Raw genomic sequence first — 25469 nt, 5'->3', positions numbered from 1 at the left:
CGATCAACGGGCTTTCGGATTGAAAGCAAGCGCTCTTTTGAACGTTCTCTTGCGACCGCAAGAGCAAAGCATCGCAAAACCGGATCCGGCTTCGAAGATCGGGAACGGCCTGTTGCCCAGACCGATCAACAATGCGGAGAATTGGATATGGCATCCCTTCTTAAGGCGACCCTGCTCTTGTTCGGCCTTATGGGCCTGATGACAACATCCGTTGCGGCACAAAGCGAATCTTGTGTTCAATCGCGAACGATCGGCAATTGGGAGAATCCCTTTGCAGGCAATCGCTCTGACCTGACCAAGCTGGAAGTTCGCGCAATCTGCAACGATCAGACGGTTCCACACATCCAGATCAAGGCCTACACGGCTTGCGCACCCCGCGATTGCACGTGGGGGCGATCAATCGCTCATCGTTTCGACGACACCAGCTTTCAGGTGAGCTACCGCACCTTTTTTGCCAAACGCACAGTGACCGTTTCGATCAACGGCAAGCGCATGGATGCGCAGGTGTTTGACGACTATCATGATCGCCGCAAGCCCGACGAGATGCGCAAGTTCGTGCTCTGGAAAAAATAGCCCGAAGCGGGCGGACAAAATAAAAACAGGCTGCACGATGACAGCCTGTTGCAATGCTCATCCCGGCCCTCAAGGTTGAGCCGGGCAACTCCGGCCCATCACATGTGGATCGGACGCTTGTCGACCGCGAGCGCGGCTTCCTTGACCGCCTCAGACAGGGTCGGATGCGCATGGATCGTGCGTGCAAGATCCTCGGCAGATCCCGAGAAGGCCATCAGAACCGATGTCTCATGGATCAACTCGCCAACGCCGCCACCAATCATGTGAACGCCCAGCACCTGATCCGACGTCTTGTCGGCCAGCACCTTGATAAACCCGTCCGTGTGGCGCTGCGCCTTGGCGCGACCATTGGCCGAGAAGGGGAATTTGCCGACATTATAGGCGACACCCGCTTCTTTCAGCTGCTCTTCGGTTTTCCCAATCACCGCGATTTCCGGCATGGTATAGACAACGCCCGGCACGAGATTATAGTCAACATGACCAGCCTGACCGGCGAGGATCTCGGCCAAAGCAACCCCATCATCTTCGGCCTTGTGCGCCAGCATTGGACCCTCGATCACGTCACCAATGGCATAGACGCCGTCCACATTGGTCTTGAAATGCCCGTCGGTCTTGACCCGGCCCCGATCATCGAGCTCGACACCAACTGTATCAAGGCCCAGCCCGTCCGTGTAAGGACGGCGACCAATTGCAACCAGAACCACATCCGCTTCAAGCTCTGAAGCATCGCCGCCAGCCGCAGGCTCGGTCGTGATCTTGAGACCCTTCTTGGTCTTTTCGATACCGGTGACCTTGGTCCCCAGCTTGAAGTCAAATCCCTGTTTCTTGAAAATGCGCTGGGCATTTTTGACCACTTCGCTATCCATGCCGGGCAGAATGCGGTCAAGAAATTCGACCACAGTCACCTCGGATCCGAGACGACGCCAGACAGATCCAAGCTCAAGCCCGATCACGCCGGCACCCACGACAATCATCTTGCCCGGAACCTTGTCGAGCTCAAGACCACCAGTGGACGACACCACCTGTTTCTCGTCAATCTCGATGCCCGGCAGGTTCGCAACGTCCGAGCCGGTTGCAATCACGATGCCCTTGGCTTCGACGGTCTGCACGTCACCCTCGTCGGGAGTGACTTCAACCTTGCCCTGCGCGACAATCTTGCCTGCGCCATGGAACACATCAATCTTGTTTTTCTTGAGCAGAAACTCGACACCGCCAACGTTGGAGTCGATCACGTCCTGCTTGTGTTTCATCATATCTTTGAGGTCAAGCTCGGGCTTGCCGACCTTGATGCCCATGTTGGCAAAATCGTGCCCGGCTTCATCAAAAAGCTCCGAGGCATGCAACAAGGCCTTGGACGGGATACAGCCAACATTGAGACAGGTGCCACCGTGGGTCTTGCGTTTTTCGACCACAGCAACCTTCATGCCCAATTGGGCGGCGCGGATCGCACACACGTAGCCACCGGGGCCTGTACCAATCACCACAAGATCATAAGACATTTCATTCACTCCTGAAGGATTCCGGATCGAAAGAGCGTGTTGTGTTTCACCCAGGAAAAAATCACCACACTGAGACCGCACATCTGCAGAATCGCAAGATTGCGCACGCTTTCAAGATTGTTAAATTGAGAGGCAAGAAAACCGCTCGCATAGAGCCAGCCGATAAGAATGAGTTCAAGCGCTAACCACAGCGCAATCACTCGAAAGAAGGTCCGGCGCGACAAGACAAGAGTCACCGCGCCAACCACACCGATTGCCGATACAACGGCGCGAAAGGGCCAAAAGGTAGCAGGGATCAGATCAAGACCCGGCACCGTCCCCCCGGCATTGTTGGACAGGGCATTGGTTACCAGAAATCCGCCGACCAGCCAGACGATGGCCGAAAAAATCATGAAGATGGCACAAAGCCAGCTTCCAATTTTCAACGCGACGGCCAACGGCATCTCTCCTTGGGGTTCCCCTCATCGGGGGACCTAGAGCGTTTTTAAGACGATCCGGCTTAGCGGATGGGTTTGAAACGATGCTTTTCGGTGCTTTTTATGCATTTCTGCGAACAGGGTTCATGCCTTGCCCATATCATGCATCAGGCCTAAACGGAATTGGTCAATGGACGCCCAACCCCGGACAGGATGCAAATGGAAACGGGGCACACATGGCCCCGTCACCGAAAAGAGCATTCAACTCTAGAGATCCAGAACGAGACGCTGCGGATCCTCAAGAGCTTCCTTGATGCGCACGAGGAAGGTCACGGCTTCCTTGCCATCGACAACACGATGATCATAGGAGAGCGCCAGATACATCATCGGACGGATGACAACCTGACCATCGCGAACCACCGGACGCTCTTCAATGCGGTGCATGCCCAGAATACCGGACTGCGGTGCGTTGAGGATCGGCGTGGACATCATCGAGCCATAAACACCACCGTTGGAAACGGTGAAGGTGCCACCCTGCATTTCGTCCATGGTCAACTGACCATCCCGCGCCTTGCGGCCGAACTCACCGATTGCCTTCTCGATTTCGGCAATCGACATCTGGTCGGCATCGCGAACCACCGGCACCACAAGACCGCGCGGCGAACCGACGGCAACGCCCAGATGGACGAAGTGCTTGTAGATGATATCCGTGCCATCGATCTCGGCATTCACTGCAGGAATTTCCTGCAGCGCGGTGCAAACAGCCTTGGCAAAGAAGCCCATGAAGCCGAGACGAACGCCATGTTTCTTCTCGAACAGGTCTTTATATTCCTTGCGCAGGTTCATGACCGCCGACATGTCCACATCGTTGAACGTGGTCAGCATCGCAGCCGTGTTCTGGGCATCTTTCAGGCGGCGAGCGATGGTCTGGCGCAGCTTGGTCATGCGCACACGCTCTTCGCGTGCAGCATCATCCGGCTTCGAAGACGGACGCGCAGCCGCTGAGGGAGCCGATGCACCGGCCGGAGCCGTCGCACCCGATGCGATTGCATTGATCACATCGCCCTTAAGCACCTGACCGCGCACGCCAGAGCCCGAGACTGCGTCCGGATCGACCTTGTTCTCGGTCATCATCTTGGAAGCGCTCGGAGCGGGCGGCATGGAGGTCGACTTGGACTCTTCCTTGGCTGCTGGAGCGGGGGCTTCAGCAGGTTTTTCTTCCTTGGCTGGAGCCGAGGAGGAAGCTGCCGGTGCTGCGCCAGCCCCATCCCCTTCGTTCAGCATCGCAAGAAGAGCGCCCACCTCGACGGTCTCTCCTTCTGGCGCGACGATATCACCCAAGGTACCAGCAACAGGTGCCGGCACTTCGATCGTCACTTTGTCGGTTTCCAGTTCAACCAGCGGCTCATCGGCCTGAACGGCATCACCGGTTGCCTTGAACCACTGACCAATGGTTGCTTCGGTCACTGACTCGCCCAGAGTTGGGACTTTGATTTCCGTTGCCATTTTTCTTCTCACATTTCATTAAAGTCAGTCAGCCGTTTACTCGGCAAACGCATCGTCAAGAAAGGCCTTCAACTGAGCGAGATGTTTGCTCATCAGACCCGTTGCCGTAGCAGCGGATGCCGGACGACCCACATAGGACATTCGCTTGGTTTTCGCATCAATCTGATTGAGAACCCATTCCATGTAAGGCTCTACGAAGAACCAGGCACCCTGGTTCTTGGGCTCTTCCTGACACCAGACCATTTCTGCCTGCTTGAAGCGCGACAGCTCCTTGATCAGGGTCTTGGCGGGGAAAGGATAGAGCTGTTCGACACGAAGCAGATAGACATCGTTGATGCCGCGCTCTTCACGGTCTTCGTACAGATCATAATAGACCTTGCCCGAACACAGGATCACCCGACGGATCTTGTCGTCAGTGGTGAGCTTGATTTCCTGATTGGGCCGGATCTCCGCATCGTCCCACAGAACCCGGTGGAAGGTGCTGCCTGCACCCAGTTCCGCAAGGTTCGAAATCGCCCGCTTGTGACGCAGAAGGCTTTTCGGCGTCATCAGGATCAGCGGCTTGCGGAAGCTGCGTTTCACCTGCCGGCGCAGAATATGGAAATAGTTGGCCGGGGTCGTGCAGTTGGCGACCTGAATGTTGTCCTCGGCACAGGATTGCAAGAAGCGCTCCAGACGTGCCGAACTATGCTCGGGTCCCTGCCCTTCATAGCCATGAGGCAACAGAACAGTCAGACCAGACGCGCGAAGCCACTTGCGTTCGCCCGAGGTCAGGAACTGGTCAAACACCACCTGTGCGCCATTGGCAAAGTCGCCAAACTGGCCTTCCCACAAGGTCAGACCTTTCGGCTCGGCCAGCGTATAGCCATATTCAAAGCCCAGCACAGCTTCTTCGGACAACATGGAGTTGATCACTTCATAGCGGTTCTGGTTTTCATCGATATGGTTGAGCGGAATGTAGCGATGCTCGTCCACCTGATCATAAAGCACCGTATGGCGCTGAGAGAAGGTGCCTCGTTCGCTATCCTGACCGGACAGACGAACGGCATGGCCTTCCTTGACCAAAGAGCCGAAAGCCAGAGCCTCAGCGGTTGCCCAATCAATGCCCTCGCCCGTATCCATCATTTTGGCGCGGTTCGTCAGGAAGCGCTTGATGGTCCGGTGTACATTGAAGTCTTCAGGGATATCGGTCAGCTTCTTGCCGATTGCCCGCAGCTCGTCAACATCAAGACCGGTGTTGCCGGACCGGCGATCATCTTCGGCTGAAGCCGTCGTCAAACCCGCCCAGCGGCCATCAAACCAATCCGCCTTGTTTGGCGAGAAGCTTTGGCCTGCCTCGAATTCCTCATCCAGCGTCTTGCGCACATCCGCACGCATCTGTTCCAGATCATCAGGCGTGATCACACCCTCACCGATCAGCTTGTCTGCATAGAGCTGCAGGCTGGTCGGATGAGACCGGATCTTCTTGTACATCAGAGGCTGGGTAAAGGCCGGTTCATCGCCTTCGTTATGACCGAAGCGGCGATAACAGAACATGTCGATAACGACCGGCTTGCCGAACTTCTGTCGGAACTCGGTTGCGATCTTGGCAGCAAAGACGACAGACTCAGGATCATCACCGTTACAATGCAGGATCGGAGCCTCAATCATCTTGGCAAGATCAGACGGATACGGCGACGACCGCGAGAAACGCGGGTTCGTGGTAAAGCCGATCTGGTTGTTGATGATGAAGTGGATCGAACCGCCGGTTCTGTGGCCTCTCAAGCCCGACAAGCCCAGACATTCGGCCACGACACCCTGTCCTGCAAAGGCCGCATCTCCATGCAGCAACAGCGGCAGAACCGTTGTGCGCTGCACGTCTGTCGTCTCAATGAAGGTACCATTCGCGGTAGATGCATGCTGATCCTGCTTGGCGCGCGACTTGCCGAGGACGACCGGGTTCACGATCTCGAGGTGAGACGGGTTAGCGGTCAAAGACAGATGCACATTGTTGTCATCGAAAGAGCGATCCGAAGACGCGCCAAGATGATATTTCACATCACCCGAGCCTTCCACATCGTCGGGGGTATAGGACCCGCCCTTGAACTCATGGAAAATGGCGCGGTGCGGCTTGCCCATCACCTGACTGAGCACATTGAGACGTCCGCGGTGGGCCATCCCGAACACGATTTCCTTGACGCCAAGAGCGCCACCACGCTTGATAATCTGCTCAAGCGCCGGAATGAGGCTTTCGCCACCGTCAAGACCGAAGCGTTTCGTGCCGGTGTATTTCAGGTCGAGAAATTTCTCAAAGCCTTCTGCCTCGACAAGCTTGTAAAGGATGGCTTTCTTGCCCTGTTCGGTAAAGGCAATCTGCTTGTCCGGCCCTTCGATGCGTTCCTGAATCCAGGATTTTTCTGCCGGATCCGAAATCTGCATGAATTCCACGCCAAGGGTGGAACAATAGGTCCGCCGCAAGATCTCGAGCATTTCCGGGATGGTCGCAAATTCAAGCCCCAGAACATGATCAATGAAGATCTTGCGATTGTAGTCCGCCTCGGTGAAGCCATAGGACGTCGGGTGCAATTCTTCGTGATCTTTGGCTTCGGCAAGGTTCAGCGGGTCAAGATCAGCATGCAGATGGCCACGTGCGCGGTAAGCACGAATCATCATCAGGGCACGAACCGAGTCGCGAGTCGCCTGCTGAACAGCCTCGTCGCTGAGCTCGACGCCCTGCTCCTTGGCCTTGGTCTTGAGCTTGTCTGTGAGCTTCTTCTCGTCAACGAACTCGCCACCAAGAGCGGACACCATATCGCCGGACGCAGGCACCGGCCAATCAGGCCGTTTCCAGGACGCACCGCGCGCATTGGCGATCACTTCACTCTTGTTTTCTTGGAAATCCTTGAAGAACGTGTGCCATTCTTCGCTCACCGACGCGGGGTTTTCGAGATACCTTGCGTAGAGATCTTCGATGTAAGACGCATTGCCCCCATAAAGGAAAGAGGTCAATGCGAACGCTTCATTCGCATCCTGACGTGCCATCGCCACCTAACCGGGCTTTCACCCGGTGCTCTAGTTCATTAACCGGCACCATTGCCGGAGGATAAGGATTGGCGGCAGAAAGGAGCACCTTTCTCGCCGCCGTGTCACAATGTCGCGCTTTTACTTGCCGTTGAGCAAGTCAACCAAAGTGGTACCCAGGCTCGCTGGCGAGGGGGACACGCGAATGCCGGCATCTTCCATCGCGGCAATCTTGTCCTCGGCACCACCCTTGCCGCCGGAAATCACCGCACCGGCATGACCCATGGTGCGACCCGGAGGCGCGGTCCGGCCAGCAATGAAGCCGACCATCGGTTTCTTCCGGCCCTTTTCGGCCTGTTCCTTCAGCCACGCAGCGGCATCTTCCTCGGCGGACCCGCCGATCTCACCGATCATGATGATCGACTTGGTCTCGGGATCGTCTAGGAACATATCCAACACGTCGATGAACTCGGTGCCTTTCACCGGATCACCGCCGATGCCGACAGCTGTCGTCTGGCCCAGGCCTTCATTGGTCGTCTGGAACACTGCTTCATAGGTAAGTGTACCGGACCGGGAAACAATACCGACTGAACCTTTCTTGAAGATTGAGCCAGGCATGATACCGATCTTGCATTCTTCCGGGGTCAGGATACCGGGGCAGTTCGGGCCGAGAAGACGCGACTTGCTGTCTTCGAGGCGGCGCTTCACCTTGACCATGTCGGCCACGGGAATGCCTTCGGTGATGCAGGAGATGAATTCAACCCCTGCCTCGATGGCCTCGATGATGGCAGCACCGGCACCTGCAGGCGGCACATAGATGACGGACGCCGTGGCACCCGTGGCATCTTTGGCTTCTTTCACAGACGCGAAGATCGGCAGTTCGGCTCCGCCGTCCAGACCGCTGGACCAGGTTTCGCCACCTTTTTTGGGGTGAACGCCGGCCACCATCTGCGTACCGTAGTAGGCCAGAGCCTGCTCGGTGTGGAAGGTTCCGGTCTTGCCGGTCAGGCCCTGAACGATGATTTTGGTGTCTTTGTTTACAAGGATTGACATCGTTACGCCCCCTTCACTGCAGCGACGATCTTCTGCGCTGCATCGTTCAGATCATCGGCAGGAATGACGTTGAGGTCGCTTTCCTCAATCAACTTCTTGCCTTCCGCGACGCGCGTGCCTTCCAGCCGCACGACGAGCGGCACACTCAGGCCGACTTCCTGGACAGCCTGCAGAACGCCCTGCGCAATGATGTCACAGCGCATGATGCCGCCAAAGATGTTGACGAGAATGCCTTTGACGTTCGGATCGGACGTGATGATCTTGAAGGCTGCGGTCACTTTCTCGGTGGTGGCACCACCACCCACATCAAGGAAGTTGGCAGGCTCTGCGCCATAGAGCTTGATGATGTCCATGGTCGCCATGGCAAGACCGGCACCATTCACCATGCAGCCGATGTTGCCATCAAGCGCCACATAGGCCAGATCATGCTTGGACGCAGTGATTTCCTTCTCGTCTTCCTCGGTGAGGTCACGCAGTTCCATGATCTCGGGATGACGGAACAGAGCGTTGCCATCGAAGGACACCTTGGCGTCGAGCACGCGCAGACGACCATTTTCCATGACGATCAGCGGGTTGACCTCGAGAAGCGCCATGTCCTTTTCGACAAAGGCCTTGTAGAGAATGGGGAACAGCGTCATGCCATCGTCGCGCGCAGCACTCTCGAGCTTCAGCGCATCGCAGATCTTGGACGCATCCGCTTCGGTGACGCCTGCTTCGGGATCGATCGGCAGGGTCAGGATTTTCTCGGGCGTTTCTTCCGCAACAGCCTCGATGTCCATGCCGCCTTCTGTGGAGACAACAAACGCCACACGGCCACAGGAACGATCGACCAGAAGCGAGAGATAGAGCTCGCGATCAATGTCCGCACCGTCCTCAATATAAAGACGGTTCACCTGTTTGCCTGCGTCGCCGGTCTGGTTGGTCACCAGCGTGGCTCCGAGCATCTGACCGGCAAATTCGGTCACTTCCTCTTTCGAGGAGGCAAGGCGCACACCACCCTTTTCACCAGCTGACGATTCTTTGAATTTTCCTTTGCCGCGGCCGCCCGCATGGATCTGGGATTTCACAACCCAGAGCGGACCACCTAGCTTATCTGCAGCGGCAAGCGCCTCTTCTGCCGAAAAAATGGCGACACCGTCTGAGACTGGTGCACCATATTCCTTCAGAAGCGCCTTTGCCTGATACTCATGAATATTCATGGGAGCTCCCCTAAAAAAACAAATCTGCGCGGCGGTCGAAACGTGAGCGCGATCGACCGCCGGCTGATCTTCTTCTGTAGACTCAAAAAACCTGCCCCCGCATTCGGGCCAACGAAATAAGGCGGGGATCAGGTTTTCTTAGCCTATTACTCGGCCAGTTCCGGAGCGATGCGCTGGCAGGCTTCGATGAGGCCTTTCACGCTATCGACAGAATGGTCGAACTGAGCTTTTTCATCCTTGTCCAGTTCAATCTCGACAATACGCTCGATGCCGCCAGCTCCGATCACGGTCGGAACGCCGCAATACATGCCTTCAACGCCATACTCACCGGAAAGATGAGCGGCACATGGAAGAACACGCTTCTTATCTTTGAGATAGGACTCAGCCATCGAGATTGCCGAGGTAGCCGGGGCATAGAATGCGGAGCCGGTTTTCAGCAGTTTCACGATTTCAGCACCGCCATCGCGGGTACGCTGCACGATTTCGTCCAGACGACCCTGCTCGATCCAGCCCATTTTGACCAGATCGGTCAGCGGGATGCCGGCAACGGTGGAGTAACGGGTCAGCGGAACCATGGTGTCGCCATGACCGCCAAGAACGAAAGCGGTGACGTCCTGAACAGACACATCAAATTCGTCTGCGAGGAAATGACGGAAACGGGAGGAGTCAAGAACACCAGCCATACCAACAACTTTGTTGGCGGGCAGGCCGGAGAATTTCTGTAGAGCCCAAACCATTGCGTCGAGAGGGTTGGTGATGCAAATAACAAAGGCATCGGGAGCGTATTTGCCGATGCCTGCGCCAACCTGCTTCATGACTTTGAGGTTGATTTCAACCAGATCGTCGCGGCTCATGCCGGGCTTGCGTGCCACACCAGCGGTCACGATTACAACATCGGCGCCAGCGATCGATTCATAGGACTGCGTACCGGAGAGCTTGGCATCAAAGCCGTCGACCGGGGACGATTCCGCGATGTCGAGCGCTTTCCCTTCAGGAGTGCCTTCTGCGATATCGAAAAGGACAATGTCGCCCAGTTCATAGAGACCAGCCAGATGAGCCAGCGTGCCACCAATCTGGCCCGCACCAATCAGAGCAATTTTCTTCCTCGCCATATCAGGTATTTCCCTAAACGTTAGGTTCTCCCGGGCACTCGGCAGTGTCGGGAATGGATGGCTGTGAGTAACGCGAATCCGCTGCTCTTTCAAGTCTCACAAAGTTTTAAATCCCTAAAAAAGGCCAGACTTTTGGTGCACTTAACGATAACGTCAACGTAAGGATACGGCATCATCCTGCGACAAATAGTCACGTGACTGCATTTCTACTAAGCGCGACGCAGTGCGATGAAACTCGAAGGCTTCGGTCCCATTGTCATCCGTATAAAGATCAAGAGGTGACGCTGCGGCAGTTGCTATCAATCTGATATGATTATCATAAAGGGTATCAATCAGAATAATGAACCGTTTGGCCTCATTCCGGTTAAATCGGCCTAAGAGCGGAATCCCTTCGATAAACACGGTGTGATAGAGAGAACACAGGCGTAGATAGTCAGACGCACCCAACGGATTTGCGCATAAATCACCAAAATGAAAGCGCGCCATTCCGTGCCAGGCCTCAGGCACGTGAATGCTGCGTCCCTGATGAGCGACAGAGTCGCTCGCCGCCCGCGGAGCCTCGATCAGACTCTCCCACATGGCCTGAAACCGGCATTTCGCACTGTCATCATCCGGGTACAGAAAAACCTCTTCACCGCTCAGCTTTTCCATTCGGAAGTCCGTACGGGCGTCGAGGCAGACAATTTCACACTGCTGTTTCAAGAGCTCGATAAAGGGAAGGAACAACTGACGGTTAAGGCCATCCTTGTAAAGCTGGGATGGTTCCACATTGGAGGTGGCGACCACCACCACGCCTCGCTCGAACAGGCGCGTGAACAGCCGCCCCAGAAGCATCGCGTCCGCGATATCCGTCACGGAAAACTCATCAAAACACAACAGTTTGAGCTCATCCGCCAGATCATCAGCCACGGGCCGGATCGGATCCTCACCCTTGATCACCCCTGCCTTGATATCAGCCCGGGCGACCTTGATCCGCGCGTGCATATCGCGCATGAATTCATGAAAGTGGAACCGCCCCTTGCGCTTGACCGGTGCAATCTCGAAAAAGAGATCCATCACCATGGTCTTGCCGCGCCCCACGGCTCCCCAAACATAGAGACCCTTGACGATTTCCGGCGGTTGGCGCTTCGCAAACAGCCAGCCAAGGGACGAGGTCTTGCGTGACAGGCGCTTCTGGCTCACACGTTCCTGCAGACGGTCAAAGCGCTCGGCGAGGGCACGCTGCTGCGGATCGCCCTCTATCTCGCCATGCTCAACTTTGCTGTTGTAGAAATCCGAAACCGAATAAACGCCAAACTCGCTGCCCACAAAGTCATCCTTCTGTTACCTAAGCCGCAGGACGACACACACTCACGCAACCGCCCAAGACAGAATGCCCGGTTGCTGCAAAAAGCATCCGTCAGCCATATCGTCAGCGTCCTCTAACCCGCAAAGCCGATCCTACGCAAGCCCGCCAATGGAGGCATCCGGAGACAAGCCGCAAGAATGGGAAATTTTATCGGAACAGGGAAACCGCCCGGCCGTCCTGGCTTGCCAAACCGTCAAAGCGGGCAGGAGACGAGGAAAAGAGCTGTGCAATCGGCGTCGCACCGTCCTCGGCCAGCAAGACCACTTTTCGGCCTTCCAGCTTCCACGCATTGATGCGCTGCAGATCAGGTGATGCGCAGCCGCGCGTCGACGCACGATAGCCACCGGTCCAGTTTGTCAGATTGACATTCAGCTTGCACTGCTCGGCCCCCGACGCCAGCGTCCAGGCACCGAGAAGATCCGTGCGCTTGAGCTGTCGGGCTGTGGCAGGTGTCGCCATGTCGCCGGAAATCTGCCCCGGCTGGGTGATTTCGGCCTCGGCACCAAGGGCGTTGTTGATCGGCTGCCCTTGCTGGGTGTTGGCATATTGCTCATTCGGGATGAGAGGACTCAAGCTCTGGCTCTCGACAGGCGCCGTCGGCGCCGGATTAAGCCGCGTGTTCTGGCTGCCACCAAATCGGTCAAACCCGCCGGTTGAACAACCAGCCATCACCAAACCAAGGCAACCAAGTACGCAATACCGAATCATACCACTCTCCATTCGACACCCTGCCCTAAGTTTTGAATCTTCTGCAAACTTTATCAAGTCGATAAATGGCCCTAGAGGGTAATCAGATCAATTCACGTGATAGCTCAATCACGACAACTCCGCAAGCACCATGACTGCGGATCGCTTGGCAGGTGAAGAAGCAAACGGATCAAGCCGCCGCCTCATTGCCATCACTCAGGATTTTTCAAAGACATAGGTCGTGCCGTCCCGGCTCACGCCAACCCATATACCGGCCTCGCCGGAGCGCAACTGCACGATCTCATCCCCCATATGGTCCTTGAGCACAAGCCTGCCCTCAAAAGCCGCCCAACTATCAAGCATGAACAGACCGGTCGGGCAAGAAGAATTGCCCTTGGCCTTGTGGCCCGTTGCCCCCTCTTCTGCGGCCTCAAGCACCAAAACACACGCATCAGAAGGGGCTGCGGTTGTCCCGATTGTCCCGGCGGCTTTCACTTTGGGCGGTTTATTCAGCGTCCAGCGCCCGACAAACGGCTTGAGGTCAGCATGTGTTGTGGTGATCGCGGGCTGCTCCACCTGCGTTGCAGCAGCATAGGCCACCTTGTTCGCCTCAATCTCTTCTGGCCCATCAGTCTTGGCGACGACCTTGACGGCTTCAGTTTCGGAATGTTGGAATTTGCCCGAAGAGGCCACTTCATCAGCCGGCTCTACAATGGCAGGAAGCGAAGGCAGCTCCGCGCGGGACACCACCGGCTGTGTGTCTTTGCTCTGATCAAGGCCGCCGGACACGGCACAGCCACCAAGAACGAGAGCCATCATCGCAGCGGCAAGAGACCGCCGTCTCCCGAGAAACCTGAAGCCAAGCGCCAGTCTCTGACAGTCCAAAGTGGTACCCATACAAATCTTTTCACCCATAATAACAACATACCAAGAGCGCGCCATCATAGTCAGACAGCCCGCTTTCAGTGATACCAGCGCCCCCGGCCAAGAGCAAAAGCTTTTGCCGGTGGCATACGTAGCATCCCCGCAATGCCCCGTTTCCTTGTCATTCTTACGGATCAATGAGACAAAAAGAAGGGCCTGCAGGAAAAAATACCCACAGACCCCAACCAATTACAGGATGTGCAAAAGCTTACTTGCTGGCAACAGTTTTGCCAACAGAGCCCAGATCCTTCATGGCTTCTTCGACGCGGGCTACCATGCCCAGTTCGCCAGAACGCAGCCATTTGCGCGGATCGTAGAATTTTTTGTACGGAGTTTTGTCATCCGGGTCGACCTGATGGATGAAGGCAATTGCCTTTTCATTCATCTTCGCAGCAACCGCTTCAGCAAAGGCAAACTGGATGTCGGTGTCGACGTTCATCTTGAACACGCCATAACCGACAGCTTCTTCGATCTGCTCCTTGGAGGACCCAGAACCGCCATGGAAAACGAGGCTGAGAGGCTTGTCGCCGCCGCCGCGTTCCTTGGAAACCAGCGCCTGAGAATGCTTCAGGATTTCAGGACGCAGTTTGACGTTGCCCGGTGCATAGACGCCATGAACGTTGCCGAAGGAAGCAGCCACGGTGAAGTGACCGATCTTGGACAGCACGTCATAGGCATAAAGCACATCTTGAGGCTGGGTGTAGAGGTTCGGATTCTCAGCATCGCCTTCTTCAAGCTCTTTACCGATGCCGTCTTCTTCACCGCCGGTAACGCCAAGCTCGATTTCAAGGCTCATGCCCATCGGAGCCATGCGTTCGAGATATTTCGCACAGGTCTGAACGTTGTCTTCAAGGGATTCCTCGGACAAATCGATCATGTGGGACGTGTAAAGCGGGCGACCATGGGTCTTGTAGTAGGCTTCGCCATGATCCAGCAGACCGTCAACCCAAGGCAGAAGCTTGCGGTTGCAGTGGTCGGTGTGCATGACAACGCAGATGCCATAGGCCTCGGCGAGCAGATTGACATGCTGCGCGATGGAAACAGAACCGAGAACACGGGCCTGCATCGCATCTGGAGCACCCTGGCCAGCATAGAACTGTGCGCCACCGTTGGACATCTGAATGATGATGTCGGATTTTGCTTTGGCAGCAGCTTCCATCACCGCATTGAGACTATTGGTACCGGTGACATTCACCGCAGGCAGCGCGTAGCCACCTTCTTTGCAGGCTTCCAGAAGCTGCAGATATTCTTCGCCGGTGACGACACCTGGACGCAGTTTGATTCCGCTCACGGCTCAATCTCCTGTATCTTGAGATGGTAAGAGTCTTGCTATTCGAATAAAGCATTCCCTTTGCCCAGTCCAGCCAATAGGGCCGTCAGCAAAGGTTGAAATCCATCTTTTATTTAAACGCGTTGCCTGTATATCAGGCACGTGCTGACAAACGTTGATCACTATCAAAAACAGGCCGCCTAAAAGGCGCACTTTGCACGCACGCCCCATGGTTGCACAGCTGGGCCCGGATGAAAAGACTGCCCGACAGAGTAAACGACCAGCGGCAGACCATGAAATGCGCTCGTGAATGGTGCGATCAGGAGCAGCCGTTGAGGAAACAGATTCCGATACCCCTGATCATACTGCCTTTGCAAATCAGGCAGCTTGGGAACTGGGCAGCAGTCCCTTGGCCTTTGCCCGATCAATTGCCAGACCGACGTCGGCATAGCAGTCTCTGATGGCGCGTTTGCGCGCAGCTCCTTCGAACCCGCGATCAAGTGCATCCACCATCAGCTGAAGACTCGATGGATGATGCGGCAACATGGGAAGCCGCGCTCGAGTGTTTCCTGACCCGAAACCGACCACAAGATCAATTCTGGGAGAATAGGGCTGCAGAAAAATGTCGATGGGTTTCGGACAATAGTCATCGGGACGGATTCCCTTCTCGCGCATCACTTCATAGACCGCACGATCCAACTCGACATCCGGGTTCACGCCCGCACTGAAGGCCCTGACACTGATATCGCGACCCTGATTGAAATAGGCCTCAGCCAGAATGCTTCTATCATTGTTGGCCTCATCCACGAACAAAATGTTCGTCTGCAACATGTGAACCTCCCTCTCAGGTCAAAGATCCTCCTGCGAACTATCTGATCTTTCTGACACAGCCGTGACATTCGGAAAGTAACAAGCACTTACTCACCAAATCCATTTCACCCAACTAAGCGCTGCCATACACCAAGCGCGCGTGCGCGCTTTTCAACTGTGTAGCTTTGAACTTTTAATTAGGAATCAAATGTGGCGTCCGCAAGCCCCGTCGCAATGACGACTTTGTTATCGGGAGGGCGCACCACCCGCGTACGGCGTCATCAGGCACAAAAAAACCGCTCTCCAGAAAGACCCGGAAAGCGGTTTTCGTTTCTTCGGCGGATCGCTTTTGCGAACCGGTCGGAACGCTCTAGATGGCGCGTTCGACCATCATGCGTTTGATCTCTGCAATGGCCTTGGCCGGGTTCAGACCTTTCGGACAAACCTTGGTGCAGTTCATGATCGTGTGGCAACGATAGGCACCGAACACGTGATCGAGATGATCAAGGCGTTCGCCGGTATATTCGTCGCGGCTGTCGATGATCCAGCGATAGGCCTGCAGAAGGGCAGCAGGACCAATATACCGCTCACCATTCCACCAGTAAGACGGGCAGGAGGTCGAGCAAGAGGCACAAAGAATACACTCGTAAAGACCATCAAGCTTGGCGCGGTCTTCACGGCTTTGCAACCATTCGGTCTCCGGAGCCGGCGTGTCGGTCTTCAGATAAGGTTCGATCGAAGAATGCTGAGCATAGAAATTGTTCATGTCAGGGATAAGATCCTTGACCACTTTCATATGCGGCAAAGGATAGACCTTGACGACCTTGGACTTGCAATCGTCCATACCAAAGGTACAGGCCAGCGTATTCGCCCCGTCGATGTTCATCGCACAGGAGCCGCAAATGCCTTCACGGCAGGATCGGCGCAGGGTCAGGGTCGCATCAATCGTGTCCTTGATGTACAGAAGGCCATCAAGAACCATAGGGCCGCAAGCATCGCGGTCCACAAAATAGGTATCGATCTGCGGGTTTTTGCCGTCGTCAGGATTCCAGCGATAGATGCGGAATTCGGTCAAGTTGGTCGCGCCTTCAGGCTTCGGCCAGGTCTTGCCTTCTTTGATCACTGAGTTCTTCGGCAGCGCAAGTTCAACCATCTTTTCGCTCCGTTCATTCGGGTCTCGCCCGTCCCGCTGGTCTGGCGGTCATCCGGGCATCCAATTCGGAAAAGGTCGGACAGCTTGACGCTGTCCGACAACAAGGGCTGTTAGTAGACGCGGGCTTTCGGTGCAATTTTCGCCGGATCGATCCCACCTTCTTCAAGCGTGGTAAGCGGATCCAGAACCACCGGACGATAGTCGAGACGGACATCACCATCTTCGGCTACCCAAGCCAGCGTATGCTTGCGCCAGTTATCGTCGTCGCGACCACCCAGAGGACCATCTTTAAAGTCCTCACGAGCATGGGCACCACGGCTTTCCTTGCGGGCCTCGGCCCCGACAACGGTCGGAAGAGCGTTGATCATCAGGTTCTGAAGCTCAAGGGATTCCATCAGATCGGAGTTCCAGATCAGGGACCGGTCGGTGACTTTCATGTCAGCCATGTCGCCCCAGATGTCTTTCATCTCCTTGCAGCCCTGCTCGAGGGTTTCCTGAGTGCGGAAGACAGCTGCGTTGTTCTGCATGCTCTTCTGCATTTTCAGGCGCAGGTCAGCGGTCGACGTGCCACCATTTGCATGGCGGACCTTGTCGAAGTTTTCCATGACCTTATCGAAGCAGGCAAGGTTCGGTGTCGGCATCGCCGATTCGCGGTCGATGATGTGGCCCGCCTTGATGGCTGCGGCACGACCAAAGACCACAAGGTCGATGAGCGAGTTGGAACCAAGACGGTTGGCACCGTGAACCGACGCACAGGCTGCTTCACCAACAGCCATCAGGCCCGGAGCAACCGCGTTGGGATCTTCTGCTGTCGGGTTGAGCACTTCGCCCCAATAGTTGGTCGGAATGCCGCCCATATTGTAGTGAACGGTTGGCAGAACCGGAATCGGGTCCTTGGTCACATCCACACCGGCGAAGATTTCAGCTGATTCGGAAATACCCGGCAGACGTTCTGCCAGAATGTCCGGATCAAGGTGATCCAGATGCAGGAAGATGTGATCCTTGTTCGGGCCAACACCGCGGCCTTCACGGATTTCGATGGTCATGCAGCGCGAGACAACGTCGCGGGACGCAAGGTCCTTGGCGCTCGGTGCATACCGCTCCATGAAGCGTTCGCCTTCGGAGTTGACGAGATAGCCGCCTTCACCGCGAACACCTTCCGTGATCAGACAGCCTGCGCCGTAGATACCGGTTGGGTGGAACTGAACGAACTCCATGTCCTGCAGAGGCAGGCCGGCACGGGCGATCATGGCATTGCCGTCACCGGTGATGGTGTGGGCAGAGGTTGCCGAGAAGTAGGCGCGGCCATAACCACCGGTGGCCAGAACGACCATTTTGGCGTTGAAGCGATGGATGGTGCCGTCATCAAGGTTCCAAGCCACGATGCCTTCGCAGACACCGTCTTCGCTCATCATGAGGTCCATCGCGAAATATTCGATGTAGAACTCGGCCTTGTGGCGGATCGACTGACCATAAAGGGTGTGCAGGATCGCGTGGCCGGTCCGGTCAGCAGCAGCACAGGTGCGCTGCACAGCAGGACCTTCACCGTAGTTCTGCATGTGACCACCGAACGGACGCTGATAGATCTTGCCTTCTTCGGTACGCGAGAAGGGCACGCCATAATGCTCAAGTTCGTAAACAGCCTTGGGCGCTTCGCGAGCCAGATATTCCATGGCATCGGTATCGCCGAGCCAGTCCGACCCCTTGACGGTGTCGTACATGTGCCACTGCCAGCTGTCCGGCCCCATGTTCTGCAGGGAAGCAGCGATGCCGCCCTGTGCAGCCACGGTGTGCGAACGGGTCGGGAAAACCTTGGTCACGCAGGCCGTACGCAGGCCCTGTTCGGCCATGCCGAGCGTTGCACGCAGACCGGCGCCACCGGCACCGACCACAACAACGTCATGATAATGGTCGTGAACCTCATAGGCCCGACCGTTGATAGTGTAGGTATTGGCCATCGGATCATTAACCCCCAAAGGACACTTTTAGCACCGCAAAGACACAGGCGGCACAGGCAAACAGCGAGAAGATGGTATTGCCGATCTTCGCGAGGGTACGAAACAGCTGATTCTGCAGATAGTCCTCGGTGATGGTCTGAACACCTGAGTGCATGTGAAACCCGCCGACAACGAAAAACAGCAGCAGCAGCACAGCGACAATCGGATTGCCGACCAGCGCACGCGCGCTTTGATAATCAGAGCCAAGAGCGGAAATGATGATAAAGATGAAGGCAATGACGAGCGGCACGAGAAGCACGGACGTAATACGCATCATCCAGTGATGTTCGGTACCGTGGTGCGTTGTACCAAGGCCTCGAATGATTTTGGTTGGTGTTTTCATTTCTCTCTCCCGCCTACATTACCGAGTAACCGATGATCCAGATAAGCACGGTCAGAACCACGCCACCGATCACGGTTGCAAGATAGAGGAATTCGATCTGCGGCTTTTCCATCATCGCGGGGATATCCCAGATGAAGTGGCGCAGGCCACCCAGAAGGTGGTGTACCAAAGCCCAGGTGAAGCCGAACATCACGAGACGACCGAGGATAGAACCCCAGAGCATCTGCGCCGTTTCGAACGCTTCGGGGCCGGTCGCCAGAGCGAGCAGCCAATAGGCAAGAAAGAGTGTACCAGCATAAGCGGCCGAGCCGCTGAGACGATGGCTGATGGATACCGCCATCGACATGGTGACCTTATAGGCACCGTGCTGAACGTGAGGGGAGATCGGGCGTTTGCCCTTCAGGTCGACGTCTGTCATAATTTTTCGGTCCTCGACAGGTGACGCTTGCGAAAAGGTAACCAAGGATCTGGTTCGCATGCCTGTTGTCATAACGGCAAATTGACTCATGGTCAAAGCCATCGGCGAGTGAAATCAGGGAACTTCACCTAAAGTACCCCTAAGAACGAGACGCCCACTTAACGCCCCGTAAATCAAGCAAATGGTTAGTCCATACTATCAACGGGAAACATACCAGAACGCGGCGGATAGTAGGGTCTGTTATCTGGTCACGATATGACATTTCGCAAATCTGGCAGGCATTTTCACAATTGTCTCGCTTTGCGATCCGTGACGCTCGGCGGTGCTTGCCATCGCGCCCGTCTGCCGATCAGCGCGGCAGCAACACCCACAGATCCAGATCCAGAACAACAGAAGAATCAAAACCATCATCCGATTTATAAGGGAAACTGTCGCACGGATGGTCCTTCGTCGCAATCAAACGGAGGCGAAGCGCCCCGACATCTTTTCGAGCAGGCAGCTCTGCCTTGTCCAGAATCTCCGACCAGGCAAAGACCGTGTCTCCGGCAAACAGGGGCGCGACATGTCGTCCTCCATTGATGGCAGCAACATGGAAAGCATTGCCAAGCCCATTGAAGCTGAGTGCCCGGGCCAGCGAGATGACATGCCCGCCATAAATAAGACGGCGCCCGAACCGTCCCTTACCTTCCGTGAAATGGTTGAAATGTACTTTCGCCGTATTCTGGAACAGGCGCGTCGCCATCTGATGCTCGGCTTCCTCCACCGTCATGCCATCAACATGATCGATCCGTTCGCCAATCTCATAATCCGCCCATTTGAATAAGGAACCGGACAGATCCGTGTCATAGCCCTCCTTATCAAGCACCGGCACGGCATCGCCAAGTCCGTCTGCCTCAAGCGCAGCAGGCAGGACCGGAATTTCATCGTGACCGGTCGGCGCCGCCGGATCCTTCTTGCGCACCATCACCCAGCGCACATAGTCCAGCACTGTCTCGTCGCGCTGATTGACCCCATGGGTCCGGACATAGACAACACCGGTCTGACCGTTGGAATTCTCCTTCAGCCCGATAACGTCCGAGATCGCCGTGAGACTGTCGCCGGGAAACACCGGCAACAGAAACCGGCACCCCGCATAGCCCAGATTAGCCACGGCATTGAGCGAAATGTCGGGCACAGACTTGCCGAACACGATGTGAAAAACCAAAAGATCATCAACCGGAGCCTGCTCATAGCCGATGCCTTGCGCAAAGGCGTCCGAACTCTGCACGGCAAACCGCGATCCATAAAGCGCAGTATAGAGAGAGACATCGCCAGCAGTAATGGTCCGCGGCGTCGCGTGCCGGATCTCCTGTCCAATCGAAAAATCTTCGAAATAATTGCCCGGATTGGTCTTGCTCATGCTATTCCCCCTTGCGCCCGCTGCCATCGTTATTGTTCTGGCAAGCGCTCCATTGCCCCACAATATTGCAGCGCAGCATAGCTGTCATTTGGAGGAAAGGATGAGGCCACAAAAAAGCGGCCATTGGCCGCCTTAGATTTTAAGAGCTCTGATCTGAAAGATGGCTAAGCTACTTCTCGCCCAACATCACGTCGCGGCTGTAGTCGAACGGCTCGACATATTTGACGACCGCCTGCCCGCATTTCATCACGCCCGCAGTCCCGTCATAGGCCAATGAGGGCGAGCCATGCAGCTCCCACCCCTTGGACAGCGCCTCGGTGACCCGATGACAGAAGTCGGCATCATCCACACCTGTGAGAAACCGATAGATCTTTTGTTTTTCCTTCATGACTATTGCTCATCCCGCTTCGTGATGGCCTCGGCGATCTGAACCACCCGGCGCGCCATGTCCGCATGCAGTCGCTCGACCATCTTGCCGTTGATCGTCATGACATTCTTTGACAGATTTTCCGGCGCATCGAAAGCGGTAATGACTTCGCGGCTCCATTCAATTTCCGCTTCGTCTGGCGAGAAAATGCGGTTGCAGTCCGCGGCCTGTTTGGGATGGATCACGGTCTTGCCGTCCATGCCCATCTCGGCGCCCTGCTCGCATTCGGCAACAAAACCCTCAAGGTCGCTGAAATTGTTGTAGACGCCGTCAAGGATGTCGAGATCATAGGCGCGTGCCGCGGCGAGGCATTGCATCAGCCACGGCATCATTGGGGCACGTCCGGGCACCATCCGGGCGCGGGACTCCTTGGCCAAGTCATTGGTTCCCATGACAAAACAGGATAGACGACGGCCATGATACTCCATTGTTGCCCCGGCGATTTCAGCCGCTCGCAGCATCGCTCCGGGGGTCTCCATCATGGCCCAGATTTTCAGATCCTGCTCCGCTCCGGCGTCGTTCAGCTTGCGTCCGATGACATACACATCTTCGGCACTGCCGACCTTGGGCACCAGAACCGCGTCGGGCTTGGCCTTGATGATCGTTTCCAGATCGGCCTCCCCCCATTGGGTATCCATGCCGTTCATCCGGACAACAACTTCGCGATAGCCAAAACCACCGGACATCACCGCATCTGCAACCTGCTCTCGCGCTTCGTCCTTCTTGTCGGGCGCAACCGAATCCTCAAGATCAAGAAGCAGGACGTCCACATCGATACTACGTGCTTTTTCGAGTGCCCGCGCGTTAGATCCGGGCATATAAAGAGCAGTGCGGCGCGGTCGGAAGGCCATTGAAATTTCTCCAATCATCAAGACAATAGACGAGCGCGATTAGATAACCAACAATCTCGCCTTGAACCACCCCCCCTTTTAGGCCAATCACAGAACGTCAATCACCTAATAATAAGACGAACCAACAACAGAGCGGACCAAGAAAAACAATGACAAAAGCAGATCTGGTCATCATCGGCGGAGCCATCATGGGCTCGTGCCTTGCCTATTTTTTGAAAAAAGACCTCGGCTTTACGGGTTCGGTTGTGGTGGTGGAAAAAGACCCCACATACGCCTTCAGCTCGACAACGCTCTCGGCTGCGTCAATCCGCCAGCAGTTCTCGACCCCCGAGAATATCCTTCTCTCCCAGTTCGGCCTCAAGTTCATCAAGCAATTGAAAGAACGCTTCGGACCGGAGGCTGACATCGGTTTCCACGAAGGCGGCTATCTGTTGCTGGCCAGTGAAGCGGGTGTGCCGATCCTTGAAGGCAACCACAAGACCCAGATCGAGATGGGGGCAGATGTCGCTCTGCTCTCTCCTGATGACTTGAAGTCAAAATATCCATGGCTCAACACGGATGATCTGGCGGCGGGCAGTCTGGGTGTAACCGGCGAAGGCTGGTTCGACGCCCACATGCTGCTCGATCTGGTCCGCAAGGGCGCAATTGCCGCAGGCGCGACCTACATCAAGGATGAGGTGGTCGGCATTGAAAAAGAAGGCAACAAGGTCACCGCGGTCAAGCTTGCCTCCGGCGACACCATTGCTTGCGGTGCTGCAGCCAACTGCGCCGGCCCAAACGCCGGTCGTATCGCCGCCATGCTCAACATCCCATTGCCGATCGAAGCGCGCAAGCGCACGATCTTCGTGATTGACTGCAAGACCCCGCACCCCGGCATGCCACTGCTGGTGGACCCGTCCGGGCTTTATATCCGGCCAGAGGGCGACTATTTCATCTCAGGCATCGGCCCGGGAGCGGATCGCGATCTCGCCGTTGCCCTTGACGATGTCGATCCGCACTATGACCTGTTCGAAGAAGTCATCTGGCCAACGCTTTACGAGCGCATGCCCGGCTTTGATGCCATCAAGATGGTCAACGCGTGGGCCGGCCACTACGAATATTGCACCCTTGATCAGAACGCCGTGATCGGTGCTCACCCCGAAATCTCCAACTTTTATATCGCAGCCGGCTTTTCCGGTCATGGACTGCAACATGCACCAGGCGTGGGCCTCGCCGTTGGAGAACTGTTCCTGCACGGCGAATATCGCTCGCTTGATCCCTCGATTTTCGGTTATGAAAGGGTAGCAAACAACAAACCGGTCAAGGAACTCAACGTCATCTGAACGTCTTCCGTCCGGGCATCAAGACGGGTATCAGCATGATCGAAGGTCCGGACGCGGTGGGCAATCCGAACGGGAAACAAGGACAAGGGCCAGAACCAGCAAAGGCGGTTCTGGTCATCTCTTCCCATGTCATGACCGGTGCGGTGGGCAATCGCGCCACGGCCTTTGCCCTCGAACGACTGGGCCATCCGGTCTGGGAAGTGCCCACAGTCATCATGCCGTGGCATCCCGGCCATGGCCCGTCCACCCGCCAGCACATTGATCCCGCGCTATTCGCCCAAGGTCTTGAAGATCTTGGCAACCATCCCGACTTTGCTGATCTAGGAGCAATCTTGACCGGCTATATGGGATCGGTCGAACAGGTAGAAGCCACGGCAACCCTGATCGATAAACTCAAGGCCGCCAATCCGAACGCCCTTTATGTCTGTGATCCGGTGATGGGCGAGGAAAACGGTCTTTATATCCCCCAGCCGATTGCCGAGGCTATTCGCGAGCTTTTGATCCCGCGCGCCGACATCATCACCCCCAATCGCTTCGAGTTCAACTGGCTGACCGGCAGCGTTGAGGCCAACAACGACGGCCTTGCCAAACAGGCCGAAGCGCTGGGGCGTGACACGACGCTGATCACCAGCGCCTTCGCGCTCATGCGCAACGCAATGGCCAATCTTCTTGTGCGCAAGAGCGATGGGGACAAGGCGAGCAGCGTTTTGATGTGCGAACATCCGGCCATACCCAATCCACCGAGCGGCACCGGCGATTTGATCGCGGCCCTCTTCCTTGCTGGCAAACTCGCAGGTCGGAGCGACGAGCAGGCCCTCAAGAAGGCCTCCAGTGCCATTCTCGAAGTGGTCTCCCGCTCTGCCCGCAACGGCTACCGCGATCTGGAAGTCGCCCGCTTCTCCGATCGCTTCTGCCAGCCGATGGCGATGGTCCACATGCGCACCATCGGCGCGGGCCCAACCGTTACGACCCTGCGCAGACCACCCAAAAGCCACAAAAAGTAAACTGACCAGACGATGCACACACTTCCCACCCCCGACGATATCCGCAAGGCCTACGGGCTGATCCAGTCCCATATCCGCAAAACGCCCGTTATGGCGGTTGACGCCAACCACTATGGTGCAACGCAGCCAGTGACCTTGAAACTTGAAATGCTCCAGCACGCCGGATCCTTCAAACCGCGCGGGGCCTTTTTCAATCTCTTGAGCCGGGACGTCCCCGCCTCGGGTGTCGCCGCCGCATCAGGCGGCAACCATGGCGCGGCGGTTGCCTATGCCGCCAGCAAACTTGGCATCAAGGCCAAGATCTTTGTGCCCGACATCTCCTCCCCCGCCAAAATTGACCGCATCCGGGACTTTGGTGCCGAGGTGGTGGTCAAGGGCGAGCGCTTTGCCGATGCCCTCGAGCTTTGCACCACCTATCAGCAGGAAAGCGGCGCGATTGGCCTTCATGCCTACGACAGCTTCCACACCATTTGCGGACAAGGCACCCTCGGCCTCGAGCTGGATGAGCAGATGGGCGCGAACCTTCCCGACACTTTGCTGGTCGCGGTTGGTGGCGGCGGCCTGATTTCCGGCATCGCAAGCTGGTTTGCTGATCGGGTCAAAATCATCGGGGTCGAACCGGAGAATGCCTCAGCCCTCGCCACCGCCCTCACCCAAGGAAAGCCTGTTGATGTGCCTGTCAGTGGTGTTGCGGCCGACTCCCTTGGCGCAAAACGCACCGGCGATCTGGTCTTTAGCATCGCGAGCGAAACAGTGGACGGCATGATACGGCTCCCCGATGACGCCATCCTCAAGGCGCAGGCCGCGCTCTGGAGCGATTACCGCCTTGCCACAGAAGCCGGCGGTGCCACAGCCTTTGCGGCTCTGATGAGCGGTGCTTACAAACCGGCGAAAGGGGAAAGGGTCGGGGTGATCCTGTGCGGTGCCAATGTCGAGCTCAACAAGCTGGCAGACCTCTCCAATCAGGTCTGAGGCATCCCCTCAGGCCCTCTCTTGTGGCTCTCCGCCTGTTTGGAATGCGCAAATGATGCTATTTTGAGCACTTGGTGATATCAACTTGATATCAAACTCTCTGCCGCAGTGCAGCATAAAGCCTTGAAATTTATCCCAATCCGAGCGACATCAGATGTTGGGAATAGAAAAACAAGACAGAGAGAC

At 56.2% G+C, this 25469-nt stretch carries 23 protein-coding genes; 4 read left to right on the top strand and 19 right to left on the bottom strand.

Translation table 11 applies throughout. The features are described from left to right. The first annotated feature begins 147 nt into the window (after window positions 1-147). The gene (locus CPH65_RS23725; RefSeq protein ID WP_157747495.1) at window positions 148-573 is read left to right on the top strand and encodes a hypothetical protein; all 426 of its coding nucleotides are present in this window, start codon (window positions 148-150) and stop codon (window positions 571-573) included. Window positions 574-671: 98 nt separating this feature from the next. On the opposite strand, the gene lpdA is transcribed toward CPH65_RS23725, so the two are convergent. From lpdA to CPH65_RS04115, 19 genes are all read right to left on the bottom strand, one after another. Next, window positions 672-2072, bottom strand: a complete 1401-nt coding sequence (lpdA, locus tag CPH65_RS04205) for a dihydrolipoyl dehydrogenase (protein ID WP_096172269.1) — start codon at window positions 2070-2072, stop codon at window positions 672-674. Window positions 2073-2077: 5 nt separating this feature from the next. Further along, window positions 2078-2509 carry a hypothetical protein gene (locus CPH65_RS04200; protein ID WP_157747494.1) on the bottom strand — a complete coding sequence of 144 codons (432 nt, stop codon included), beginning with the start codon at window positions 2507-2509 and terminating at the stop codon, window positions 2078-2080. 246 nt (window positions 2510-2755) lie between these two features. Next, the gene (gene odhB / locus CPH65_RS04195) at window positions 2756-3994 is read right to left on the bottom strand and encodes a 2-oxoglutarate dehydrogenase complex dihydrolipoyllysine-residue succinyltransferase (protein ID WP_096172267.1); all 1239 of its coding nucleotides are present in this window, start codon (window positions 3992-3994) and stop codon (window positions 2756-2758) included. Between the two features lie 36 nt (window positions 3995-4030). Then, the gene (locus tag CPH65_RS04190; RefSeq protein WP_096172266.1) at window positions 4031-7015 is read right to left on the bottom strand and encodes a 2-oxoglutarate dehydrogenase E1 component; all 2985 of its coding nucleotides are present in this window, start codon (window positions 7013-7015) and stop codon (window positions 4031-4033) included. Window positions 7016-7135: 120 nt separating this feature from the next. Further along, window positions 7136-8047: a succinate--CoA ligase subunit alpha gene (gene sucD, locus CPH65_RS04185; RefSeq protein WP_096172265.1), complete on the bottom strand. Its 912-nt coding sequence runs from the start codon at window positions 8045-8047 to the stop codon at window positions 7136-7138. A 2-nt stretch (window positions 8048-8049) separates the two neighbouring features. After that, window positions 8050-9246: an ADP-forming succinate--CoA ligase subunit beta gene (gene sucC / locus CPH65_RS04180; protein ID WP_096172264.1), complete on the bottom strand. Its 1197-nt coding sequence runs from the start codon at window positions 9244-9246 to the stop codon at window positions 8050-8052. A gap of 146 nt (window positions 9247-9392) precedes the next feature. After that, entirely contained in the window at window positions 9393-10358 is a 966-nt protein-coding gene (mdh, locus tag CPH65_RS04175) for a malate dehydrogenase (protein ID WP_096172263.1), read from the bottom strand. Window positions 10359-10511: 153 nt separating this feature from the next. Next, window positions 10512-11666, bottom strand: coding sequence for a cell division protein ZapE (zapE, locus tag CPH65_RS04170; protein ID WP_096172262.1), 1155 nt, complete (start codon window positions 11664-11666; stop codon window positions 10512-10514). A gap of 187 nt (window positions 11667-11853) precedes the next feature. Then, a complete protein-coding gene (locus CPH65_RS04165) occupies window positions 11854-12414 on the bottom strand; it encodes an AprI/Inh family metalloprotease inhibitor (RefSeq protein ID WP_157747493.1) in 561 nt (186 codons plus the stop codon). A 195-nt stretch (window positions 12415-12609) separates the two neighbouring features. Next, the gene (locus tag CPH65_RS04160) at window positions 12610-13290 is read right to left on the bottom strand and encodes an AprI/Inh family metalloprotease inhibitor (RefSeq protein WP_157747492.1); all 681 of its coding nucleotides are present in this window, start codon (window positions 13288-13290) and stop codon (window positions 12610-12612) included. A gap of 235 nt (window positions 13291-13525) precedes the next feature. Then, window positions 13526-14608: a class II fructose-bisphosphate aldolase gene (gene fbaA, locus CPH65_RS04155; RefSeq protein WP_096172259.1), complete on the bottom strand. Its 1083-nt coding sequence runs from the start codon at window positions 14606-14608 to the stop codon at window positions 13526-13528. Window positions 14609-14965: 357 nt separating this feature from the next. Beyond that, on the bottom strand, window positions 14966-15418 hold the full coding sequence (locus CPH65_RS04150; RefSeq protein ID WP_096172258.1) for a low molecular weight phosphatase family protein: 453 nt from the start codon (window positions 15416-15418) through the stop codon (window positions 14966-14968). Between the two features lie 349 nt (window positions 15419-15767). After that, window positions 15768-16550: a succinate dehydrogenase iron-sulfur subunit gene (locus tag CPH65_RS04145; RefSeq protein WP_096172257.1), complete on the bottom strand. Its 783-nt coding sequence runs from the start codon at window positions 16548-16550 to the stop codon at window positions 15768-15770. Between the two features lie 110 nt (window positions 16551-16660). Then, complete coding sequence (sdhA, locus tag CPH65_RS04140) at window positions 16661-18508, bottom strand: succinate dehydrogenase flavoprotein subunit (protein WP_096172256.1); 1848 nt, start codon at window positions 18506-18508, stop codon at window positions 16661-16663. A 7-nt stretch (window positions 18509-18515) separates the two neighbouring features. Then, window positions 18516-18890 carry a succinate dehydrogenase, hydrophobic membrane anchor protein gene (sdhD, locus tag CPH65_RS04135; protein WP_096172255.1) on the bottom strand — a complete coding sequence of 125 codons (375 nt, stop codon included), beginning with the start codon at window positions 18888-18890 and terminating at the stop codon, window positions 18516-18518. A gap of 13 nt (window positions 18891-18903) precedes the next feature. Beyond that, entirely contained in the window at window positions 18904-19308 is a 405-nt protein-coding gene (gene sdhC, locus CPH65_RS04130; RefSeq protein ID WP_096176230.1) for a succinate dehydrogenase, cytochrome b556 subunit, read from the bottom strand. 349 nt (window positions 19309-19657) lie between these two features. Continuing rightward, the gene (locus tag CPH65_RS04125; protein WP_096172254.1) at window positions 19658-20707 is read right to left on the bottom strand and encodes a MaoC family dehydratase; all 1050 of its coding nucleotides are present in this window, start codon (window positions 20705-20707) and stop codon (window positions 19658-19660) included. Between the two features lie 169 nt (window positions 20708-20876). After that, the gene (locus CPH65_RS04120; protein WP_096172253.1) at window positions 20877-21095 is read right to left on the bottom strand and encodes a DUF1737 domain-containing protein; all 219 of its coding nucleotides are present in this window, start codon (window positions 21093-21095) and stop codon (window positions 20877-20879) included. Window positions 21096-21097: 2 nt separating this feature from the next. After that, window positions 21098-21985 (bottom strand): CoA ester lyase, encoded by an 888-nt coding sequence (locus tag CPH65_RS04115; protein WP_197703956.1) that lies wholly within the window; start codon window positions 21983-21985, stop codon window positions 21098-21100. 149 nt (window positions 21986-22134) lie between these two features. Here CPH65_RS04115 and CPH65_RS04110 point away from each other — a divergent pair, with 149 nt between their 5' ends. Genes CPH65_RS04110 through CPH65_RS04100 form a run of 3 tightly spaced genes read left to right on the top strand, consistent with a single transcriptional unit; the run spans window position 22135 to window position 25283 of the window. Next, window positions 22135-23307, top strand: coding sequence for an FAD-binding oxidoreductase (locus tag CPH65_RS04110; protein WP_096172252.1), 1173 nt, complete (start codon window positions 22135-22137; stop codon window positions 23305-23307). Between the two features lie 35 nt (window positions 23308-23342). Then, complete coding sequence (gene pdxY, locus CPH65_RS04105) at window positions 23343-24311, top strand: pyridoxal kinase (protein WP_096172251.1); 969 nt, start codon at window positions 23343-23345, stop codon at window positions 24309-24311. 12 nt (window positions 24312-24323) lie between these two features. Then, window positions 24324-25283 carry a threonine/serine dehydratase gene (locus tag CPH65_RS04100; protein ID WP_096172250.1) on the top strand — a complete coding sequence of 320 codons (960 nt, stop codon included), beginning with the start codon at window positions 24324-24326 and terminating at the stop codon, window positions 25281-25283. Window positions 25284-25469: the final 186 nt, after the last annotated feature.

The sequence above is a fragment of the Cohaesibacter sp. ES.047 genome, from assembly GCF_900215505.1.
In the GTDB taxonomy this organism is placed as follows: Bacteria; Pseudomonadota; Alphaproteobacteria; order Rhizobiales; family Cohaesibacteraceae; genus Cohaesibacter.
The sequence above is the reverse complement of the archived record's forward strand: the minus strand, read 5'-3'. Positions and strand labels throughout refer to the sequence as shown.

Bases quoted from the DNA above. Each gene is read 5' to 3' on its own strand.
- CPH65_RS23725 (WP_157747495.1), top strand. From the start codon at position 148: ATGGCATCCCTTCTTAAGGCGACCCTGCTCTTGTTCGGCCTTATGGGC.
- lpdA (WP_096172269.1), bottom strand. From the start codon at position 2,072: ATGTCTTATGATCTTGTGGTGATTGGTACAGGCCCCGGTGGCTACGTG.
- odhB (WP_096172267.1), bottom strand. From the start codon at position 3,994: ATGGCAACGGAAATCAAAGTCCCAACTCTGGGCGAGTCAGTGACCGAA.
- CPH65_RS04190 (WP_096172266.1), bottom strand. From the start codon at position 7,015: ATGGCACGTCAGGATGCGAATGAAGCGTTCGCATTGACCTCTTTCCTT.
- sucD (WP_096172265.1), bottom strand. From the start codon at position 8,047: ATGTCAATCCTTGTAAACAAAGACACCAAAATCATCGTTCAGGGCCTG.
- sucC (WP_096172264.1), bottom strand. From the start codon at position 9,246: ATGAATATTCATGAGTATCAGGCAAAGGCGCTTCTGAAGGAATATGGT.
- mdh (WP_096172263.1), bottom strand. From the start codon at position 10,358: ATGGCGAGGAAGAAAATTGCTCTGATTGGTGCGGGCCAGATTGGTGGC.
- CPH65_RS04165 (WP_157747493.1), bottom strand. From the start codon at position 12,414: ATGATTCGGTATTGCGTACTTGGTTGCCTTGGTTTGGTGATGGCTGGT.
- CPH65_RS04160 (WP_157747492.1), bottom strand. From the start codon at position 13,290: ATGGGTACCACTTTGGACTGTCAGAGACTGGCGCTTGGCTTCAGGTTT.
- CPH65_RS04150 (WP_096172258.1), bottom strand. From the start codon at position 15,418: ATGTTGCAGACGAACATTTTGTTCGTGGATGAGGCCAACAATGATAGA.
- CPH65_RS04145 (WP_096172257.1), bottom strand. From the start codon at position 16,550: ATGGTTGAACTTGCGCTGCCGAAGAACTCAGTGATCAAAGAAGGCAAG.
- sdhA (WP_096172256.1), bottom strand. From the start codon at position 18,508: ATGGCCAATACCTACACTATCAACGGTCGGGCCTATGAGGTTCACGAC.
- sdhD (WP_096172255.1), bottom strand. From the start codon at position 18,890: ATGAAAACACCAACCAAAATCATTCGAGGCCTTGGTACAACGCACCAC.
- sdhC (WP_096176230.1), bottom strand. From the start codon at position 19,308: ATGACAGACGTCGACCTGAAGGGCAAACGCCCGATCTCCCCTCACGTT.
- CPH65_RS04125 (WP_096172254.1), bottom strand. From the start codon at position 20,707: ATGAGCAAGACCAATCCGGGCAATTATTTCGAAGATTTTTCGATTGGA.
- CPH65_RS04120 (WP_096172253.1), bottom strand. From the start codon at position 21,095: ATGAAGGAAAAACAAAAGATCTATCGGTTTCTCACAGGTGTGGATGAT.
- CPH65_RS04115 (WP_197703956.1), bottom strand. From the start codon at position 21,985: ATGGCCTTCCGACCGCGCCGCACTGCTCTTTATATGCCCGGATCTAAC.
- CPH65_RS04110 (WP_096172252.1), top strand. From the start codon at position 22,135: ATGACAAAAGCAGATCTGGTCATCATCGGCGGAGCCATCATGGGCTCG.
- pdxY (WP_096172251.1), top strand. From the start codon at position 23,343: ATGATCGAAGGTCCGGACGCGGTGGGCAATCCGAACGGGAAACAAGGA.
- CPH65_RS04100 (WP_096172250.1), top strand. From the start codon at position 24,324: ATGCACACACTTCCCACCCCCGACGATATCCGCAAGGCCTACGGGCTG.